We start from the raw sequence: 20,710 nt of genomic DNA, 5'->3' as shown, positions 1-20,710 counted from the left end.
GCTTAACGTGAATTCTCCGGACGATCGGGCAGTGTTGGCCGACGATCGGACAGGACGCCAGTCAGCGGCAGAGAGATAGTTCGCACACAGGGCCACCGGGTCCTGTCATCAATAACAATAAAGTGAGGTTGCCATGCCCAAGTTCGTCATTGAACGCGAGATTCCAGGCGCCGGAGCACTGTCAGAAAGGGATTTGAAAGCCGTCTCGCAAAAATCCTGCAGGGTGTTGCGCGAGTTGCCAGAGGTGCAATGGCTGCAGAGTTATGTCACGGGCGACAAGCTCTATTGCGTGTACATCGCGCCTAACGAAGAGCTCATCAGGGAGCACGCCAGGCAGGGCGGCTTCCCGGCCAATCGCATTTCCCAGGTCATGAACATCATCGATCCGACCACGGCTGAGTGAGCGTGCGCCCGATCCTGTTCCAAACCAGAGATTGTCTCCATGAGTACACCTATTGATCTTGCTGCCTTGAAAACCCGTCAAATGGCCGCGTGGGCCAGTGGCGACTACGCCGTGATCGGCACCACCCTGCAGATCGTCGGCGAGCAACTGGCCGAGGCCTGCGACCTGCTGTGCGATGAGCAGGTGCTGGACGTCGCCGCCGGCAACGGCAATGCGACCCTGGCCGCTGCGCGTCGCGGTTGCCGGGTTACGTCCACCGACTATGTCGCCGCACTGCTCGAACGCGGCGAAGACCGCGCCCGTGCGGAACGCCTGAACGTGACCTTCCAGGTGGCTGACGCCGAGGCGCTGCCTTTCGCCGATGGCAGTTTCGACGCCGTGCTTTCAACCTTCGGCGTGATGTTTGCCCCCGACCAGGCCAAGGCCGCCGCGGAGCTGGCGCGGGTGTGTCGCCCGGGAGGGCGGATCGGCCTGGCCAACTGGACGCCGGAAGGTTTCGTCGGCCAGATTTTCAAGACCCTGGGGCAGCACATGCCGCCACCACCCGGCGCGCAACCGCCGTCGCTGTGGGGTACCGAAGCCTGGCTGCGCAAGCACTTCGACGAGCACGACTTCCTGCTGCAGGTCACTCGCCGGACCTTCAACTTCCGCTATCGCTCGGCCGAGCATTTCATCGACACCTTCCGCAGCTGGTACGGTCCGATCCACAAGGCTTTCGCGGCACTGCCCCCCGATGGCGCCAAGGCCCTGGAAGACGACCTGACCGAACTGCTCAACCGCCTGAACCGGGCGGGGGACAAGTCGATGGTGGTGCCCAGTGAATACCTTGAGGTGGTGATTACGAGGCGTTGAGCCCTCTCGGCCACGGATGGCCGATGGCGGCGGGCCTCCTGTAGGAGCAGCCGGTCGACGCTCGATTGCTCGCGAAAAACCTGAGAGCACCGCGATGTATCAGGGGGCCCGCGTCATCGTTGATCTCCATCGCGAGCAGGCTCGCTCCCACAGTAGATCGGGTACGGCCGCGGTAGATGGGGCGTCTGGCAGGACGCCTTCGCTGCGATGCGGCGACCCGACAAGCCAGCTCCTACAGTAAATCGGGTACGGCGGGACAACCTCCGCCCCGGTTTGCGCGGGGAGCCGAGTCGTACGATATGGATAGGCATGGCGTTATTTGAGCCGCGATTCGCCGAACCACTCAAGCGCCGTGCGCCAGAAACAGATCCCCAGAAAATACGCCGACATCAGCAGCCAAAGCCCCATGACCAGGGGATTGATCACCGGATGGTTGATCACCAGGGACAGGCTGCACAGCAGCCAGATCGCGGTCACGGCAATGTTGATCGGCATGAAGCGGCGCACCCGGAACGGATGCAGGAATTTCATGCGGGTCAGCGTCAACAGCGCCAGGCCGATCACGGTGAGGAAGGTGATCCAGGGCGACGGCGCAATGATGTACAGGCACAGGGCAACCACGTTCCACGCCGCGGGGAAGCCCTGGAAGTAGTTATCCTTGCTTTTCATGTTGACGTTGCAGAAGCAGAACAGCGACGACACCAGGATCAGCGACACGGTCAGCAGCAGCGTGTAGTCCGGCAGCGGGATATAGCGATAGATGAACAGTGCCGGGATGAACACATAGGTCAGGTAATCGATCACCAGGTCGAGAATCGAGCCGTCGAAACTCGGCAGTACCGTCTGCACATTGACCTTGCGCGCCAGTGCGCCGTCCAGGCCATCGACGATCAGGGCCACGCCCAGCCACAGCAGGCAACGGGTCGGCTGGTTTTCGAGCAGGGCGAGGGTGGCGAGGAAGGCGGTGACCACGCCGGTAGCGGTAAAACCATGGGCACCCCAGGCTTTGAGCCTGGCGATGTGTAGGGTTGGTATCACGGGGGCGCTCTCCAGAAAGTGCAGCAAGCCAGTCATCGCCCTCTTCTGGCGGGCGGCGGCAAACCGGGTGGGGTTGCAGGTATCGACCGGGTATCCGGGAATAAGGTTCACCCCCTATGAATCTTAGCTGCGCCACAAGAAAACACTGCGGATAAAACGGCGCTGTGTCAGCCAGACGGTGGTAGCACATTCACCCGCGAAGGCTATCGTTGTCTGACTGGATCACTCCCTTCGATGAGGACGTCGTCATGAACACCAGCGATCTGCTCGAACAATTACTGCGGGCCGGCCAGGGCTCGAGGGCGCAACAGGGCGGCGGTGGGGCGTCGGCTCAAGGTGGCCTGGGTGACCTGGGCGGACTGCTCGGCGGTTTGTTGGGCGGTGGTGGCGCCAGCAGCGCCGGGGCAGGCGGCATGGGCGGCCTGGGCGGATTGCTCGGCGGCTTGCTGGCTGGAGGCTCGCGAATGGGCGGTGCGCCGCAATCGCGCTCCGGGGGTGGTGCCAATTATGCAGCGCTGGCCTCGCTGGGGATGATGGCCTTCCAGGCTTACCAGGCCTGGCAACGCAGCCAGGCCACGCAGCAACAGCAGGCGCCGCAACAGGCGATGCGCACGGTGGACATGCTGGCCGGGCCGGAAGTCGAGGAACACAGCCATGCGATCCTGCGGGCATTGATAGCGGCGGCCAAGGCCGATGGCCGGATCGACGAGGCCGAAACGCTGATGATCAGCAAGGAAATCGGCCGTCACACCGACGACCCAGAGCTTCAGCAATGGCTGGATGATGAAGTCGCCAAACCGCTTGACCCTTGCGAAGTGGCACAGTCGGCAACGGATTCCGGCATGGCTGCGGAGATGTACCTGGCCAGCGTGATGCTGGTGGATGATCAGCAGGATGCCGAACGTAGTTACCTGGATGAACTGGCAGCGGCACTGGGCATCGAGCCGGATCTGCAAGTGCATCTGGAACAGCAGGCCCACGGCACCGCCTGACGAGAACCCTGTAGGAGCTGCCGAAGGCTGCGATCTTTTGATCTTGATTCTTTAAAATCAAAAGATCGCAGCCTTCGGCAGCTCCTACAGGGGCGACGATCACGAATTCGGGGGGTTTGGCACCAGGAACGTCACGCCAAAGCGCTCGGCCACCTCGAATATCCGCGGCAGGTCCTCGGGTACCTTGAACTGATCCATCGCCGTGAAAAACTGCCCGCCCCGGGGATCGGATACCACGCCGATCATCTTCGCGGTGGGGCTGACGTTCTTGTAGGCATGGATCGCCCCGGCAGGAATGTGCACATAGCCCCCGGCCGAGACGATGCTGGATGTGCCTTCGACGGTCACTTCGACCTGCCCCTCCACCACATAGAACGCCTCGTCCCACGGGTGAAAGTGCGGGGGCGGGCCGCCACCTTGCACGCCTTCCTGGATATGCATTTCAAAGGGTTTGCTCAGATCGCCGCCGGCCAGGACAGTGATCGTTTCGCCCACGACATTGACCGATGCCGGTGGGGCCTGGAGGACATGGACCGTGCGCATGATTACTCTCCGCAGATGAGACGGCACCTGCCGATTGTAGGCTTATTTGCCCTTCCAGTACTTCTGCATTTCCAGGAACAGAAAGGACGCGGTCCATGAGATGAGCACCAGCCCGGTAAGGGCTTGCAGACCGGTCAAGTACTTGAGGTCGCCGACAGGCGAAATATCGCCGAAGCCGATCGTCGTGTACGTGGTGAAGGAGAAGTAGACGCAGTCCATCAGCGAGCCGTCGAAGTTGCCTGTCAGGCTGCCCCATTTGCCGGAATGCACCATCAGGTAATAGACCAGGGCAAAGCACCAGACCTCTATCGCGTGGGCCAGGAGGGCGCCGAATACCCCGACGACAATTCTGAAGCGGCTCCACAACTTGAGCCGTGGCAGCCAGTCATTCATGCGCAGCAAACATTCGTAATGGATCACCACGGTGATGATGACCACCAGCGTATTGATCAGCGTGACTGCCAACATGGCAAATCTCCAGCGAAAAAGGACTGAACCTTCGCGCACTCATCCGGGGTCTCATGACAATAACGGTTTGACTCAAGTCATGAACCCGGCGGAGGCGCCATGGACAAGCCGCTCGAAAAATACAACGACATGCGGGACTTCGACAAAAGCCCCGAGCCTTCCGGTGTTTCCAGGTCTCGCGGTCGAAAGGGCAAGGCCCATGCGCTGCTTTTCTGCATCCAGAAGCACGATGCAACCCGGCTGCATTACGACTTCAGGCTGGAGCTCGACGGTACGCTCAAAAGCTGGGCGGTGCCCAAGGGACCGTCGCTGGACCCCAAGGTCAAGCGCCTGGCGGTGCATGTCGAAGACCATCCGCTGGATTACGCTACCTTTGAAGGTAGCATCCCCGAAGGCCACTACGGTGCCGGTGATGTCATCGTCTGGGACCGAGGCGTGTGGATTCCCCAGGAGGATCCGGCCAAGGCCTACGCCAAGGGCCGGCTCAAGTTCGAACTGCAAGGCGAGAAGCTCGCCGGACTGTGGAACCTGGTGCGCACGCACATGCCGGGCAAGCAGGAGCAGTGGTTCCTGATCAAGCATCAGGACGGTGCCGCCCGGCCGCAAAGCGATTACGACGTGGTGGCCGCCGAGCCCGACAGCGTGCTCAGCGAACGGACCCTCATTGCCAAAACACCCAAGGCGGCCAAACCCAAGGCCGTCAAGCAGCCCGCTGCGCCAAGGCATAAAGAGCCGCGCAAGGAAAAATCCGCACCCCTGACCGGCGCACACAAGGCCAAGCTGCCGGACCAGATCAAACCGGAACTGGCGACGCTGGTGGAAAAGGCCCCGGGTGGCCAGTGGAGTTATGAGGTCAAACTCAAATAGGCACCGGTGTTGTGTTGCTTTTCAAGAGCCCTATAGGATGGGGCTCTTTCGTTTGCAGTGTTGCGATTGAAAGGCTACATGTGTTGCTTTTCGGCCGCCTCATTCAGCGAAGAGCGAACCAAAAGCGTTGCATTTGAGGCTTTTCGGCCGTTGCGGAGCTTATTCGCACATTCATTTGCAAGTCAATGCGCGGTCAACGTGGCTCAAAGCACTAAGCGTAGTGAATGGACCCCGGCCCCATAGACACATCTGAATGACCGTTCCTGGCCGATTCTGTTGAAAAAGTCGGTCTTGTTTTCTTCAGCAGAAAAGTACGCGTCTGAGATTGAAATCTTTATTTTTGGCAGAGGCTTCCGGACTCGGATTTCACGTAGCAGCGTGCAAAAAAGGCGTTTTCACTAGTCAATGAACAGGCAGTTTTGGCAGGCCGACTTTTTCAACAGAATCGGCCAGGTCCAGCCACTTGTGTGGGAGTGCCACGGAAGCACGCTGCATCCATTGATATAAATGCAAGCGCAGAGCCTCTAGCTCAGGTGTTCCCGGCATTTCTAGTATTCCACAAACGGAAAAACCGGCTAGCGCCGGCTTTTCCCCCCTCCAACCAGATGGTCAAGCCACGCCGGTCATGAGGGTTAGTTGTTGCGCAAACTATGGCGCAATAGAGGCCTTAATACAAGGGAACACAAAGGGATTGAACAGGCTACGACGCACGTCTGTTACTGGCCCGTCTCTGCCTTACGAAGAGCGGTTCTGGCTTGGTTGCGTCCTTCGCGACAGGCACAAAACGGCCGATTCTGTTGAAAAAGTCGGCCATGGTTTCCACGGCAGAAAAGTACGCGCTTCAGATTGAAATCTTTACTTTAAGCAGAGAATTCCGGGCTCAGATTTCGCGTAGCTGCGCGCAAAAAAGGCGATTTCAGCAGTCAGTACGCGTGCAGTCTGGAAGGACCGACTTTTTCAACACAATCGGCCATAAGCGGTCGGTGGACAGGCTAATGGCCGAACTGCCCAACGAAAAATAGGAAGGCTTAGTGAAATCTAGCGATTTATAGCGAATTTTGCTAGACATCGCTATACATCGCTAGATTTGCGTATTAGTCGATCGCAGCTATGACCCGTATTTACATGTGTTGACGCGCAGGCAAAATTTTCGGGGTCGCGGAGGGGCTGCCACATGATTTCCCCGATTGACCGCTATGTATTGGCCAGCAAACGGCCTAATACCCAGCGCAGCTATGCCAGTGCACTCAAGCATTTCGAGCATCTGCTACCCGCCTCGACCGCACAGGTTGCGGCGTACTTGGCGGCCTACGCTGACACGCTCTCGCCCAATACATTGCAGGTGCGCCTGGCCGCCTTGGCCCAGCGGCATTTGGCTCAGGGATTTACTGATCCGACCAAAGATTCGTTGATTCGCCAGGTGCTCAAGGGCATTCGGGTTCTCCAACCGAGCCAAGAAACTCAGGCCGAGCTGCTGCCGCTGCGCGTTTTAGAAACTTGCATCGCCTGGCTCGAAGCCGAAGCGGGGCAATCTGTAGAGGTCGGGGATGCAGGACGACTACTGCGTTGTCAGCGCGATCGCGCCCTGATCCTGCTGGGTTTCTGGCGGGCCTTTCGCAGCGAGGAACTGTGCCGTATGGAGGTGCCGTTCATAGAAGCGCGCCGCGACGAAGGCATGACCATTTTCCTGCCCTGGAGCAAGGCTGACCGTGACAACCAGGGGCGAACCTACAGCACCCCCGCGCTGAAGCGGCTGTGCCCGGTCGATGCCTACCTCGATTGGCTTAACACGGCGGGCATCCGTGAAGGGCCGGTGTTTCGTGGCATCGATCGTTGGGGCCGGCTCTCGGCGCATGCGCTACACCCCTACAGCATTGGTCACATCCTGCGGCACACCTTGATCCGCTCAGGCGGGGAGGGCGAGTTGTACAGCAGTCACTCCTTGCGCCGCGGATTTGCCACGTGGGCCAGCGCCAGTGGTTGGGACCAGAAATCTTTGATGAATTACGTCGGATGGCGCGATGCGAAGTCGGCGTTGCGTTACATTGAGGCGCGTCCGGATTTTTCCAGTCTGTAGCGCTCAGTAGCGTCAGCGTCGGTACAGGAACACAGATGTCCAAGCTCGAGTAACGGAATGTGATCTCAGCGTCGTCGCCAGTAGTGACGGGGCTAGTGTTCGAGGGCTCGAGCTCAACATGGCTGAGTGCAGTTGGATCGCCGTTTCCCGCTTTGGATCGTCAGGCGCGGTGGATTGCAGCAGTTCCTCGAATTGTCCGATGCTGAGCACGATCCAGGGATCGGGGTAGTGGCGTAGCAGATGCTTGGCCTCACGGCGAATCGATTCTGGGACAGATGGGTTTTTCGATAGATCGCGCAGAAAATCACCCGTATGGATAATGCTGCGCGTACGCTCGCACGGCATGGTCATGCTCACCTCCATCACATCGTTAGATCGTCACACATCAACGGCTGTTGCTACTGTACTCCGACCCGATGACGTCCCCGAGGGGCTGGATTGTTCGGTACGACCGCGGTCTTCTACTGAAGCTCAAGAAGATTCAATGGTGCGCACTTTAAGAGTGCAGCAATCGACCCAGTGGCGACAGGCATAGATTGGCCGATTCTGTTGAAAAAGTCGGCCATGGTTTCCACGGCGGTAAAGTACGCGCTTCAGATTGAAATCTTTACTTTAAGCAGAGGATTCCGGGCTCAGATTTCGCGTAGCTGCGCGAAAAAAAAGGCGATTTCAGCAGTCAGTACGCGTGCAGTCTGGAAGGACCGACTTTTTCAACACAATCGGCCAGGAGCGGTCAGTCATTTTCGGCAGAAAATGGCCAGAAATGGCCCTCACAGTTCGATTACAAACCCGCGCAGTCCTATGCCCTCCTCGAATCGTCCGAACGCCCTAAGGCTTCTCAGGTACGTATTTTCTTCTGGCCGGCGTTCTAGGAAAATTTGAGTAAATCCTAAGAAGCCTATAGCTCCAGTTTACGTCATCGGATCTGTGCAGGCTTGTCGAAAATACCGAGCCTGCGCATTACCCACTGCAAGCACTCCTCGACATCCCGTAACCCACTGTACTCACAACAATAGGGCCATATTTTTCATTCAGTCCATGATTTTTCTAGATATTAAGGTTGTTCTCGGCCCATTCCCTAGCCCATATTTTTTGTCGCTGACTTCTTAGTGAATCTTGAACGGACTCTAGACTCCTACTAGCGGGGGATACTTGAAGAAATGGATCGAGTAGCACTAGAGCCACTGGAGTGCCAACCGCCGTCCGGGCTTCAACGGAAAATTTCGCGTCAAAGACTATCTCTTTGATGATGTCGTTATGATATGATCGAGTAGATTAGGGGCTCAATACCTTTATATTTGCGTTCTCCGATAAAAATAGAGGTTAAGGGACGCGAAGTCATTGGAATGATTAGCAAGCAGGAGCAAGAGTATTCATGTCTCGTAGACCTCAAGTTACAAATCTAGTGCGTCCCGCTGTAATATTTAAGCTGATGTCCAGAGTCATAGCGCTGCAAAAGCGCAATTTAGTTCGTGGGTATGCTTCGAGAGAGTTGTGTGTAAGTTCTGAGATAGAGGCTATCCGTAGAGATAATTCTCTTCAAGATATAATGACTATCGGATCCTTGCTAAAAGGTTCCGATGGGCTTTTAGGTGGAAATAAAAAAAAATCTAGTTCAGATTTGTTCAAGTTCACTGGATTTAGCCCGCTGGGCTGGAAGGATGAGATCCGATACACTGCCGGTTACTTGAATTCGTTTGAGTCCGAGTGTTTGGACGCTATGCAAATGATGCAGCCTCTAGGTCAGATTGAACGCTTGGAAACGAATGCTGCTCTAGATGCTGTGCACGCGCTTGCATGCACCTATGGTGCCTCAAACTTTCTCTCATATAAGCTTGCATACCTTCGTGTAACTCGGCAGCTAACTGCACCGCAACTGGCGAAAATTCACAGTATTGAGGAAGAGTTTAATCATAGTGATAAGCCTGGATTTCACTTCAGTGCACTAGAAAATCTAAGCCCAAGAATTTCATTGTTTTTGATTGCGCAGCGTAGAGTTAGCATCTTAGTTGGTAAGGTCGATGGGGAGTTACGTAAGTCACACGTTCTAAGTAACTTCATTCCTACCCCGCTTGACGATGTGGACTTGGCTGCATTTCTATTGCGAGCGAGTGAGTCATCTCTCCTGGATACTATGCATGCTCTGATTGTCATCCTAAATCTCCAAGAAAAGTTCCCGGATCAAGTTGATGAAATTAAAAAAAGGCTTGCTCCCTCTGTCTTGTCTGCGCTAGAAGGGCTGATTCAGTATAGTGCAGCTGCAGATGATAGTTTGATCGTGACAGATCATTATCAGAGTGATGAAGGTGAAAGTGACTCTTCTCTAGATTTGTATCGTTTGTCGTCTGCATTTCTTGAGCGAAAGCATATGACGGAGTTTAGGCATGAACTGGATTGTGTGATTGGAGCTAGATTATTAGCTGAGATTATTACTAGGAAAATCGATTATTCCAGTGAGGAATTATCCGATAAGCAGGTTCTATTGCAGCCAGATGGTTCGATTGTCAGAAGTCAACCTCCAATTTCTCTCGATTCGTTTTATCGAACGTTTCTTTTTTTGCAATTTGTAAAAGATCGTACGAACTTACTAGATTTAACGGATGAGGATATAAAGTATATTTTTGAAAACACAGTTTCTCTTGAGAGCTTATTCACTGAGGCAGAGCTTAGGGCGGTTTATGGGATTGCCCCGGACGAGAGTCAGAAAATAATCGCAGTTTTGGCTTTGGCATTATTTAGGAAAACATCTGTTGATCCTGATGTAGATTTCGAGTTTCGAGAGGATCTGGTTGAACATGTTACATTGCGTCATAACGGTTCTATAATAGATTTCATCGATGACTTGATCGTTGATTCGCCTCAGATAGCGAGTTATATAGCGGAATCTCTTGATGAAGTTACATTGGAGAAAATGTACGAGATTATTAAGACAGCTTCACAAGCAGCGGAGATTCGACGGGATTTATTAAGGCTTTTGGGTCGTAAGCTTAATCGTATAGAATATCTAATTGAAGCGGATGCTATCGAGACGAGATCCAAGCTTTCTACTTTACAAAAATATTTCGATAGCAGTCGTATGTACGTTGATAGTGTGGCAATGAAGAAGTGGCTCGACGGAAATCCTTCTGTCTCAACAGAGCAATTTAGGACACTCCAACCAAGTATTCAAGCGACACTTCGTACAATTGAGTCGGAGCCTGGAAAGAGCAAGGATGTTTATTTTATTACGCTGAGCGCTCAGAGCGAGGGCTTGATTGAGCAAATAGCCAAGGACTCCTTTGAGCAGTTTTGCCTAAATACAGAGTTTGGTATTGAATCTTATTTGGGGCGTCGAATTCGTCACAATACTTTAGATGGTGTCACAACAGAGACGGTGGATGCGGTATTCAATAAGCCCGAGTACCACATGGGGCCCAGCATGAAACGAACCGTCGATGCCTGGATGGCCCAATATAGAGCTATTGTGGATAAACTGCGTAAAGAGAATCTTCAATTCAAGTCTGGTGGCTCGCTTTTTAATGCAAACGTTGATCTTGATGACTCTGCTACTAGGGAGAATATCCGTTTGCTGTCAAGTAGCCTGCGTACAGCAGGCAGTCAACTCCTGAACGATTTGGTTATTTCTTTTTGCTGGAAGCAAATTTCTCCTCAGCTAGAAAACGCGGCTAGATACATTAAGACAGAACTACTGAAGGAAGCTACGAGCAGTATAGATAAGCATTTTTCGGGAGCATTCGGGAGCGTTGAAGAGCAAATAAAGATCGGGCTTCATGAAGCTGTTAGTAGTGTCTTCATGAAGGTTGCCGATTGGTTCAGAGTGCCGCAGACCGGTTTTATATCTGCATCTGTGAAAGAGTTATGTGAAATTATCCTGTATGACTTGAATCGAACAAGAAACGTCGAATATGTGGGTGGTGCGCTCGAGAATAAATATACTGGAATTAGTGTGCATAGGTTGTACGACTGCTTAGCTGTTCTTTTGCAGAACGCCCTTACTCATGGGGAAGAAGGCGAGCCGGTAGTCGTGAATGTAAAGGCGTGTAGGGCTGAGGATAATGATATTCTAGACGTCGTTTTTGTTGAGGTGACCTCAATTGTTGCATCCGATCTTTACGAAAATTCAAAGCAGCGAATAGAAAGATCAATCAGCTCCGTTGAGAATGGCATTGATATGGTGACTGAGGGTTATACGGGTATTAAAAAAGTTAAATTCATTACCCAAAAAAGCGAGGGGCGGCACACTGTAGAGTGTACTGCTGATGATGGGGCTAAATCTTTAAGGTTGAGTTTTTCTTTGCATTCTGAAGTTGTGTTGGATGACTTGGTTGGAGTGCGCGATGAACAAATTATTGCTTGTTGAGGATGAGATACATAAACGGGATGAGATAAATGGTTGTATTAGGGAGGTTTTTGATTTGCTCCCTGATATGGCGGATAGCGTGAGCAGTGCCGTACTGAAGGTTAAGTCACAAAGCTACGACCTGATTATTTTGGATATGGCGCTATCTACATTTGGGGAGAGCGCCGCTGACAACAAAAAAGGTCATGACCAAGCCCAGGGTGGTATTGAAGTCCTTCGTGCTCTAAAGGCGTATAAGAAATACACAAAAATTTTGATTGTTACACAATATCCAGATTTCTTTATTGGCGGTGCCAAGGTTAAGTTAAAAAACTCTATCGACATCATAGGTGAAAAATACTCGCAAGATGTGGTTGGTGCGATTCTTTATACCTATAAATCCAAGCAAACCTTACAAAAAATAACATCCATACTGAGATCTGTTCGTGAAGATATTGCTAATTGAAGATGATGACCTAAAGTCTCAGGCGATTATCGCGCATCTGAAAGAGCGAGATGTTGCAGTGAGCGACATTGTTCATGCTAAAAATATGACTGATTTTGCAGCATATCTTAGTCATGAAATTGGACTGTTTATAATTGACTTCAAAGTTCCAAATCTAGACAATGGCAATGCAATCCATAATGGGAGGGTAATACTTGAATCAATAGTGAAGGCAGGGAAGAATGATGCGCATCTTCTTGCGATCAGTTCATATCCTGCAGATTTCCCAGAGCTCCGTGATCAATTCGAAGCGCAGGGCTGTATTCTGGCTGATTACAGAAATACAGCCGGTTGGAAGTCTACGCTAGATCATCTTCTAACTCAGCTTAAGAAAAATATTAGATTTGACTTTCTTATATTCTGCGCTTTGAAAGAAGAAAGGAGGCCGTACAGTGTTTTTATTGACGGTCGCGCAGTAAATCGTGCTGGTATAAATTTTATAGATTTTGAAATTGAAAAGGCTAGGGGGGCGGTGGTTTTGCTACCCCAAATGGGACTCGTCAACGCGGCTGTAGTGGCTGCAACATGCATTGATAGATATAAACCAAAACTCGTTGCGATGAGTGGTATCTGCGGGGGATTTGAAGGGCGAGCGGAATTAGGGCAGTTGCTTGTTTCAAAAATGGCGTACGAGTATCAAAGCGGCAAGTGGTCTACTGATGGATTTCAAAATGATCCATATCAAGTGCCGGTTGATGCTGGATTCGTATCTTCTTTAGAGTTTCTACTCGATCAAGAAGATCTATTGGAGGAACTTGAGAAGGGCTTTAAAGGTGGAGACAGACCATCGAAGCAAACCGCTCCAGCAGTTGGAGTATTCACTAGCGGGTCTGCAGTCATTGCGAGTCAGGAGTACATGGAACAAATAAAAATCCTGCACAGAAAAGTTAATGGTCTGGATATGGAGGTTTTTGCCATACAGAGGGCGGCAGAGCTTTCTATCGTCAAGCCGCTGTGCTTATGTGCCAAGGTTGTCGTGGATCTATGTAACTCGGAGAAAGGCGATAAAATTCACCAGTATGGTTCGTATGTTTCCGCAAAATTTGTGTTAAAGGCTATCGAAAGATACTTTTCCCATGGTTAGGGCTTAGATTTAGAAAGTGGCGCAAATAATTTTTTGGTTTTTTACGGCTACATTTATTTATAGAGCCATCATCGCCATGAACGACCCGGATTCGGGTCTTCATCGGCTGGCTAGTAGAGCGCTTTGTCCATTTAGATTAAGTTGTTGATCAACAGTATGGGCGATCCTAGCGGCTTGCTGCCTGTCGCGCGGAGTGGCTGAAGTCGACACCCACCAAAAGGTAAGTAGTGATGGAGCGCGAGTGGGAATGTGAGAACCCTTTACGCCGGCAAGCCTGGTCAGCCGCTATAAACGCTACGCTTCGCGTTTTGGAGGGCAAATGGAAAATTGTGATTATCAATGAATTAATGGCCGCGAAAGGCCGACCGCTTCGGTTCTCCGAGCTGGAAAAGCTGATTCCCGATGTAACGCAGAAAATGCTCATTCAGCAATTAAAAGGGCTTCAGCAAGACGACATTGTTCAGCGCACCGTTTACCCGGAGGTACCTCCGCGAGTGGAGTATGCGCTGACAACTTTGGGTCATTCACTCGGCCCGGCTATGACAGCGCTTATCGATTGGGCTGAGCTTCGTCATCAGCACGAGGCGCAGGGTACGCAAGTACCTGGCGCGTGATTTGCGAATGATTGATTTGTGACTATGTGTTCTATCAGTCACAATTTGTATGTCCTGGATAGGTGAGTAAGCTACTCCCATGAATCAGCCATCAGCCTCTGCGCCCGGCGCCCGTGGCCCAATCGATCACGAGATCCGCGATCAGATTGTCGCGGCGGCCAATGAACATTTCAGTCAATACGGCTACGGTAAAACCACGGTTTCCGACTTGGCCAAGGCCATCGGATTTTCGAAGGCTTACATTTACAAATTTTTTGATTCCAAGCAGGCGGTAGGTGAAGCCATCTGCGCAAATTGCCTGGCAGAAATCGTCGCGGCAGTGGAGCAGGCTATCAATGTAGAAGGCCTTTCGCCGACGGAGCGGTTTCGACGCTTGGTTAAAACGGTGATCGCCACTGGAGTGAATCTGTTCTTCAACGACCGAAAACTATATGACATTGCAGCGTTCGCGGCGTCGGAAAACTGGCCAAGTGCGCAGGCTTATGACGCACAGATCAAACGCTTCGTTTCGCAAATAGTGCGAGAGGGGCGCGAGATTGGCGAGTTTGAACGCAAGACTCCGCTGGACGAGACAGTAGAGTCAATACATCTGACGCTCAGACCATTCGTTAACCCCTTGCTGCTTCAATACAACCTCGATTTCGTCGAGGAGGCGCCTACGCTCACCTCCAACCTCATCTTGCGCAGCCTCATGCCTTGAACATCGGCTAAAGACTTTATGGCTACCCGGGTAAGCGAAGGGCACCAAATGCCTTTTCACTTCGCCCCGGGTGCTCCCATCGTTTTTAACTGCGGCGCTTGCGCCACGCCTGGTAATCGGCCAGAGCGTCCTCGCGTCCGCGTCGCATACCGTCTGCCTCCCAGCTGGCTTCGAGACTGACCTCGTAGGAGTTTCCGTACAGAAAATTTGACGGAGGGGAGGCGTTAAGAGTCCTTCAATCAGAAGATAAATATGACGATATTGCGAGTTGGTCACCTTCGCTCAATTGTTGGTGTCCATTCAAATAATGGCGCTGATAAGCCGCGTATTTAAAGAGTGTGACCATTGACACATATGGTCACTAGATTGAGAATATGACGCTCGTCCTATTTTGAAGAAAGGGAACCTATGCGCCGGCTTCGAACTTCTCCCATTGCGGCTTGCATGTTGCCTCTCGTCCTGACGGCGTGCGGTGATTCATCCACCGTCGAAGATGCGCGCACGCAAGCCCCTCTGGTGAGGTCCGCAGCGGTTCAGGCTTCGTTCGAGGTCTCACGCACTTTCACGGGAGTAGTGGCTGCCCGCGTCCAGGGCGATCTGGGTTTCCGGGTATCAGGCAAGGTGCTTGAGCGTCTGGTTGACACCGGTCAGACCGTCAAACGTGGCCAGCCGCTGATGCGCCTCGACCCTGTCGATTTGGGGTTGCAGGAGCGTGCACAGCAAGAGTCGGTCATGGCCGCTCGGGCCCGAGCCAGGCAGACAGCCGATGATGAGGTTCGATATCGCAAACTGGTCGCCGCTGGCGCTGCTTCTGCATCGGCCTATGACCGGATCAAAGCCGCAGCGGATACCGCGAAGGCGCAGCTTGGCGCCGCGGAAGCGCAGGCTGACGTCGCTCGTAACGCTTCTGGTTACGCAGTGCTGTTGGCGGATTCCGACGGCGTGGTGGTGGAGACGCTCGCCGAGCCCGGACAAGTTGTCAGCCCCGGACAGCCCGTGGTTCGACTGGCGCGGGCAGGACAGCGCGAAGCCATCGTTCACCTGCCGGAGACGTTGCGCCCCGCAGCAGGATCTACTGCGCAGGCGACACTTTATGGCAATACCACGAATGCCGTTACAGCGAAGCTCAGGCTGCTGTCTGATTCGGCCGACCGCATGACACGTACCTTCGAGGCGCGGTATGTGCTTGAGGGCGCGCTGGCCAATGCACCGATAGGCTCGACCGTCACGCTTCGGATCGTTGAAAGCGCCACGCAAGGGCTGGGGCTGCGAGTCCCGATCGCTGCTGTTTATGACCCAGGCCAAGGCACTGGCGTGTGGGTCATCGCCGGTCAACCGGCGAAGGTGACCTGGCGACCTGTACAAGTCCTGGGCTTGAGCGACGACGCAGTACGAGTCGCGGGCGACCTCGAAGTCGGCGAACAGATCGTAGCGCTGGGCGCACATCTGCTGCGCGAAGGTGAAGAGGTGAAATTGCCTCCACAGGATGACGTCAAAGTTGCCGGAGGTCGTCCATGAGCGAGGGGCGCTTCAATCTTTCCGCGATTGCCGTTCGTGAACGCTCTATCACGGTGTTTTTGATCTTCCTTATTGCCGTTGCCGGCATCTTGTCGTTCTTTCAGTTGGGACGTGCGGAAGATCCTCCGTTTACGGTCAAGCAGTTGACGGTCATTACCGCGTGGCCGGGCGCCACGGCGCAGGAGATGCAGGATCAGGTGGCAGAGCCACTTGAAAAACGCCTGCAAGAACTGAAATGGTACGACCGCACGGAAACCTACACCCGTCCTGGCCTTGCTTTCACGATGGTGTCGCTGCTCGACAGTACGCCGCCCTCGCAAGTGCAGGAGGAGTTCTATCAGGCGCGTAAAAAGCTCGACGACGAGGCCAGGAAGCTGCCGGCGGGAGTCATCGGGCCAATGGTCAACGACGAGTTTTCGGACGTGACATTTGCGCTTTTCGCCCTGAAGGCCAAAGGCGAGCCGCAGCGATTATTGGTACGTGAAGCTGAGTCGTTGCGCCAGCGCCTGTTGCATGTGCCCGGCGTGAAAAAGGTCAATATTATTGGGGAGCAGCCGGAACGTATCTTTGTATCCTTTTCTCATGATCGCCTCGCCACCCTGGGGGTTTCCCCTCAGGACATCTTTGCCGCGCTGAATAATCAAAACGTGCTCACGCCCGCCGGTTCGATCGAAACCAATGGGCCACAGGTCTTCGTCCGCCTGGATGGCGCCTTCGATAAGGTGCAGAAGATCCGTGATACACCCATCGCGGTTCAGGGGCGAACGCTCAAGCTCACCGACGTGGCGACAATCGAACGTGGGTATGAAGATCCTGCAACCTTTCTCGTACGCAATAATGGTGAAGAAGCCCTGTTGCTGGGGATCGTGATGCGTGAGGGCTGGAACGGTCTGGACCTGGGCAAGGCGCTGGACGCAGAAACCGGCAAAATCAATGAAGGCATGCCGCTGGGCATGACGTTTAGCAAGGTCACCGATCAATCTGTGAACATCGACTCGGCCGTAGGCGAGTTCATGGTCAAATTCTTCGTCGCGCTGCTAGTGGTGATGCTGGTCTGTTTTCTCAGCATGGGCTGGCGGGTAGGCGTTGTGGTTGCTGCGGCTGTGCCGTTGACCTTGGCCGTGGTGTTTGTGGTGATGGCGGCCACTGGAAAAAACTTTGACCGTATTACTCTCGGCTCGTTGATTCTGGCACTTGGACTGTTGGTCGACGACGCCATCATCGCTATCGAAATGATGGTGGTGAAAATGGAAGAGGGTTACGACCGCATCAAAGCGTCCGCGTATGCCTGGAGTCATACCGCCGCGCCGATGCTTTCCGGTACGCTGGTGACCGCTATTGGCTTTATGCCCAACGGATTCGCGCAGTCGACCGCCGGCGAATACACCAGCAACATGTTCTGGATAGTGGGCATTGCCTTGATTGCCTCTTGGGTCGTTGCGGTAGCTTTTACCCCATACCTGGGCGTGAAGATGATGCCCGACATCAAGAAGGTGGAAGGTGGTCACGCAGCCATCTACAACACCCCTAACTACAATCGCTTCCGTCGGATTTTGTCCCGAGTCATCGCGCGCAAATGGCTGGTAGCCGGGACTGTTATTGCTTCGTTTGTCGTGGCGATCCTCGGCATGAGCCTGGTCAAGAAGCAGTTCTTCCCGACCTCTGACCGCCCAGAGGTTTTGATTGAAGTGCAAATGCCTTATGGGACCGCCATTGAGCAGACCAGCGCCACCACTGCCAAGATAGAGGCCTGGCTGCAAAAGCAGGGTGAGGCAAAAATCGTCACCGCGTATATCGGGCAAGGCGCGCCGCGTTTCTATCTGGCGATGGCGCCGGAGCTCCCCGATCCGTCTTTCGCAAAGATTGTGGTGCTGACGGACAGCCAGGAGGCGCGCGAAGCCCTCAAGCATCGTATTCGCGAGGCAGCTGCAGAGGGACTTGCTCCAGAAGCGCGTATCAGGGTGACTCAGCTGGTGTTTGGTCCGTATTCCCCATTCCCTGTCGCTTACCGGGTGATGGGGCCCAACCCGGCAACGTTGCGCGAGATTGCGGGCCAGGTGCAGAACGTATTGCAATCGAGCCCCATGATGAGAACCGTCAACTCCGATTGGGGGCCGCTGACGCCGACGCTGCATTTTGCTCTGGATCAGGATCGCCTGGAGGCGGTGGGATTGACGTCAAATTCAGTCGCGCAGCAATTGCAGTTTCTGCTGGCCGGAATACCGATCACCGCGGTTCGTGAGGACATTCGTTCGGTGCAGGTGGTGGGACGCGCAGCGGGTGATATCCGGCTCGATCCCGCCAAGATAGAAGGCTTCACGCTGGTAGGCACGCAAGGCCAGCGGATTCCGCTGTCTCAGGTGGGAAAGATCGATGTTCGTATGGAAGATCCAATCTTGCGGCGTCGTGACCGTACACCGACCATCACCGTGCGTGGCGACATTGCCGAAGGTCTGCAGCCACCGGACGTTTCGAGCGCAATTGTGAAGCAACTGCAGCCGATCATCGACAGGCTGCCAGCCGGTTACCGGATCGAGCAAGCGGGTGCCATCGAGGAGTCGGGCAAGGCTGGTAAAGCGATGTTGCCGCTGTTCCCCATCATGATTGCCCTGACGCTGCTGGTCATCATCCTGCAGGTTCGTTCGATATCGGCAATGATCATGGTATTCCTCACCTCACCACTGGGGTTGATTGGTGTGGTGCCGACACTGCTTGTCTTCCAACAGCCGTTTGGTATCAACGCTCTGGTCGGCCTTATCGCTCTTTCGGGCATTTTGATGCGCAATACGCTGATTCTGATTGGGCAAATCCATCACAACGAGCGAGAAGGGCTGGATCCTTTTCACGCGGTGGTCGAAGCCACAGTCCAACGGGCCCGCCCGGTACTGCTGACAGCACTCGCCGCCATCCTGGCGTTCATTCCCCTCACGCACTCCGTCTTCTGGGGGACGCTGGCCTATACCCTTATTGGAGGCACCTTCGTCGGCACTATTATGACGCTGGTGTTCCTGCCAGCCATGTATTCCATCTGGTTCAAGATCCGTCCTGCCAATAAAGGGACAGCTGCAACAACTAAACAGGCAGCGCTCGAACCGAGAGGGGAGGACGCATCCGTTTTCTAGCGGTTCGCCTGGTGAAACGTCGTCGATTGAGTTGTCACTTGAGTTGTCCCAAGCGAAAAACGGATCTGACGACCCGTTTCTCATATTCACCCGTTGGCAGCTGCGGGATATGGCATCTCCCTAGATTGACGCAACCCTAACCATGAGTTTGCCATCGTTGCTACCGCGAAAAACATGTTTCAAGGCCTCCGGAGCAAGCTCAAGCCCTTCTACAACATGAGCACGATGCTGAATGTGTCCGCGTTCGTAAAAGCGCTCAAGGATCGCGTCGAACTCTCGCATTCGAGATGAAAGATCTGGAACAACAAAGCCTTGGATATGGGCCCTTCTGAATAATACCTGCGGCAGATTTTTACATCCGTAGGCGTGCCCCGGATCGGCCAGGTCGTACTGCGACATAGCCCCGCACACCACGATTCGGCAACCAATTGCCATGTTGGAAAGTACAGCGTCAAGAATCGAGCCGCCAACATTATCGAAGTAGACGTCGATGCCCTCGGGGCACAGGTGATTCAAAGCATCTGCCACGTCTTCGCGCTTGTAATCAATTGCGGCATCCAGGCCAAACTCGTTGATCAATAGGCTGCATTTCTCTGGGCCGCCGGCGATGCCAATGACACGATTGCCCTGAGCTTTTGCCATCTGTGCGGCTATCGATCCGGTCGCACCCGCAGCTCCCGATACAACCACGACGTCATTCGGACCTGTTTGCCCAATCTCAAAAAGCCCGATGGCCGCTGCGCGACCAACATGCGAAAAAATTGATAGATACGCCTCTAGCGGTATATGTGACCTTTTGGCGAAACGCTCGATGAGCATCGGTTGAGCAATCGAGTAGCGCTCCCAACCCCACATACCTTTGACCATGTCGCCCGGTGCAAAATCCGGTGAGCGAGACGCCTCAACTATTCCTACAGCCTGGCCGATCATTACACTCCCTACTGCAAGTGGTAGATAGGTAGAGCTGGGCTCAAGCTTCAACCAGTTACGGCTAGTGGGGTCCAACGAAATCAGTAAGGTCTTTACCAGCACTTCACCTTCACGAGGCTCGGCAATTGGTCTTCTTTCCCAGCGCAGACATTCTGGGTTGTACTCACCGAGTGAAGGCTGAGCGATGACCCAAGCTTCGTTTTGCATATGACTCCCCTCTTGTTGTTTTGGTTGTTGCTCAATGGCTCAGCCAACGGAAGCATTAATGAAGTTGAATACCTGGAAAGCACTATTGCGACATTGCATTAATGCCAAACTGGCCCTGAAAGGGTATCGATTCACACCAGGTCTAACCCTTGCTCCTCACTCAATAAGTAGCGTTGGTATCGGGCGATCAGAGGCTGACTCAAATGCCAGGATTGCATTGATAAGCTCGCGTGCAGCTACACTACCAAATCGGATTTGAAGAGTGCGCCTCTGGTTACCCGGATGTGAAGGAGCGAACTCCACGAGCAATTCTTGATCTGCGACTTCGAATCGCACCGCGGTAAGCTCTTGTATATGAGCGATAGTGAAAATCATCGATTTGATGCCAAGTACGAAATAGCGTCATTCGCCTGTGGCATTCCCTCTCAGTTCAACAGTTGATTTTAGAAAT

16 protein-coding genes and 1 pseudogene are annotated in these 20,710 nt (G+C 53.7%); 12 read left to right on the top strand and 5 right to left on the bottom strand.

Annotated elements, in window-relative coordinates:
- Window positions 1–133: 133 nt before the first annotated feature.
- On the top strand, window positions 134–403 hold the full coding sequence (locus SOP95_RS19265; RefSeq protein WP_008063076.1) for a DUF4242 domain-containing protein: 270 nt from the start codon (window positions 134–136) through the stop codon (window positions 401–403).
- Between the two features lie 39 nt (window positions 404–442).
- Window positions 443–1,255 (top strand): class I SAM-dependent methyltransferase, encoded by an 813-nt coding sequence (locus SOP95_RS19260; protein ID WP_274076912.1) that lies wholly within the window; start codon window positions 443–445, stop codon window positions 1,253–1,255.
- Between the two features lie 315 nt (window positions 1,256–1,570).
- Here the strand turns inward: SOP95_RS19260 and pcsA are convergent, their stop codons facing one another.
- Window positions 1,571–2,293, bottom strand: a complete 723-nt coding sequence (gene pcsA / locus SOP95_RS19255) for a phosphatidylcholine synthase (protein WP_323607997.1) — start codon at window positions 2,291–2,293, stop codon at window positions 1,571–1,573.
- 248 nt (window positions 2,294–2,541) lie between these two features.
- Between pcsA and SOP95_RS19250 the strand changes: the two genes are divergently transcribed.
- Complete coding sequence (locus tag SOP95_RS19250) at window positions 2,542–3,285, top strand: tellurite resistance TerB family protein (RefSeq protein ID WP_323607971.1); 744 nt, start codon at window positions 2,542–2,544, stop codon at window positions 3,283–3,285.
- 99 nt (window positions 3,286–3,384) lie between these two features.
- Here SOP95_RS19250 and SOP95_RS19245 read toward each other — a convergent pair whose 3' ends face one another.
- Complete coding sequence (locus SOP95_RS19245; RefSeq protein WP_323607970.1) at window positions 3,385–3,828, bottom strand: cupin domain-containing protein; 444 nt, start codon at window positions 3,826–3,828, stop codon at window positions 3,385–3,387.
- A gap of 42 nt (window positions 3,829–3,870) precedes the next feature.
- Window positions 3,871–4,296: a potassium channel family protein gene (locus SOP95_RS19240; protein WP_274076918.1), complete on the bottom strand. Its 426-nt coding sequence runs from the start codon at window positions 4,294–4,296 to the stop codon at window positions 3,871–3,873.
- A 99-nt stretch (window positions 4,297–4,395) separates the two neighbouring features.
- Between SOP95_RS19240 and SOP95_RS19235 the strand changes: the two are divergent.
- Window positions 4,396–5,154, top strand: a pseudogene (locus tag SOP95_RS19235) (DNA polymerase ligase N-terminal domain-containing protein); the annotation flags it as partial.
- A 1,183-nt stretch (window positions 5,155–6,337) separates the two neighbouring features.
- Window positions 6,338–7,240: a site-specific integrase gene (locus SOP95_RS19230; RefSeq protein ID WP_323607969.1), complete on the top strand. Its 903-nt coding sequence runs from the start codon at window positions 6,338–6,340 to the stop codon at window positions 7,238–7,240.
- A gap of 12 nt (window positions 7,241–7,252) precedes the next feature.
- Here SOP95_RS19230 and SOP95_RS19225 read toward each other — a convergent pair whose 3' ends face one another.
- A complete protein-coding gene (locus tag SOP95_RS19225; protein WP_323607967.1) occupies window positions 7,253–7,591 on the bottom strand; it encodes a BPSL0761 family protein in 339 nt (112 codons plus the stop codon).
- 1,024 nt (window positions 7,592–8,615) lie between these two features.
- Between SOP95_RS19225 and SOP95_RS19220 the strand changes: the two genes are divergently transcribed.
- The 7 genes from SOP95_RS19220 (at window position 8,616) to SOP95_RS19190 (ending at window position 19,122) form a co-directional block, all read left to right on the top strand.
- Window positions 8,616–11,600, top strand: coding sequence for a hypothetical protein (locus SOP95_RS19220; protein ID WP_323607966.1), 2,985 nt, complete (start codon window positions 8,616–8,618; stop codon window positions 11,598–11,600).
- Window positions 11,578–12,045 (top strand): hypothetical protein, encoded by a 468-nt coding sequence (locus SOP95_RS19215; protein WP_323607964.1) that lies wholly within the window; start codon window positions 11,578–11,580, stop codon window positions 12,043–12,045. The genes SOP95_RS19220 and SOP95_RS19215 overlap by 23 nt, the downstream gene beginning before the upstream one ends.
- Window positions 12,026–13,168 (top strand): 5'-methylthioadenosine/S-adenosylhomocysteine nucleosidase family protein, encoded by a 1,143-nt coding sequence (locus tag SOP95_RS19210; RefSeq protein WP_323607963.1) that lies wholly within the window; start codon window positions 12,026–12,028, stop codon window positions 13,166–13,168. The genes SOP95_RS19215 and SOP95_RS19210 overlap by 20 nt, the downstream gene beginning before the upstream one ends.
- 230 nt (window positions 13,169–13,398) lie before the next feature.
- Window positions 13,399–13,782: a winged helix-turn-helix transcriptional regulator gene (locus SOP95_RS19205; protein WP_323607962.1), complete on the top strand. Its 384-nt coding sequence runs from the start codon at window positions 13,399–13,401 to the stop codon at window positions 13,780–13,782.
- A gap of 79 nt (window positions 13,783–13,861) precedes the next feature.
- Entirely contained in the window at window positions 13,862–14,482 is a 621-nt protein-coding gene (locus tag SOP95_RS19200) for a TetR/AcrR family transcriptional regulator (RefSeq protein WP_323607961.1), read from the top strand.
- 408 nt (window positions 14,483–14,890) lie between these two features.
- Window positions 14,891–16,000 carry an efflux RND transporter periplasmic adaptor subunit gene (locus SOP95_RS19195; RefSeq protein WP_323607960.1) on the top strand — a complete coding sequence of 370 codons (1,110 nt, stop codon included), beginning with the start codon at window positions 14,891–14,893 and terminating at the stop codon, window positions 15,998–16,000.
- Window positions 15,997–19,122 carry an efflux RND transporter permease subunit gene (locus SOP95_RS19190; RefSeq protein ID WP_323607959.1) on the top strand — a complete coding sequence of 1,042 codons (3,126 nt, stop codon included), beginning with the start codon at window positions 15,997–15,999 and terminating at the stop codon, window positions 19,120–19,122. Before SOP95_RS19195 ends, SOP95_RS19190 begins: the two co-directional genes overlap by 4 nt.
- Window positions 19,123–19,242: 120 nt before the next feature.
- Here SOP95_RS19190 and SOP95_RS19185 read toward each other — a convergent pair whose 3' ends face one another.
- Entirely contained in the window at window positions 19,243–20,259 is a 1,017-nt protein-coding gene (locus tag SOP95_RS19185) for an NADP-dependent oxidoreductase (protein ID WP_323607958.1), read from the bottom strand.
- Window positions 20,260–20,710 lie beyond the last annotated feature (451 nt).

The sequence above is a fragment of the Pseudomonas sp. YuFO8 genome, assembly GCF_035065025.1.
Classification (GTDB): Bacteria; Pseudomonadota; Gammaproteobacteria; order Pseudomonadales; family Pseudomonadaceae; genus Aquipseudomonas; species Aquipseudomonas putida_AE.
This window is presented reverse-complemented; position numbering and strand designations above follow the sequence as displayed.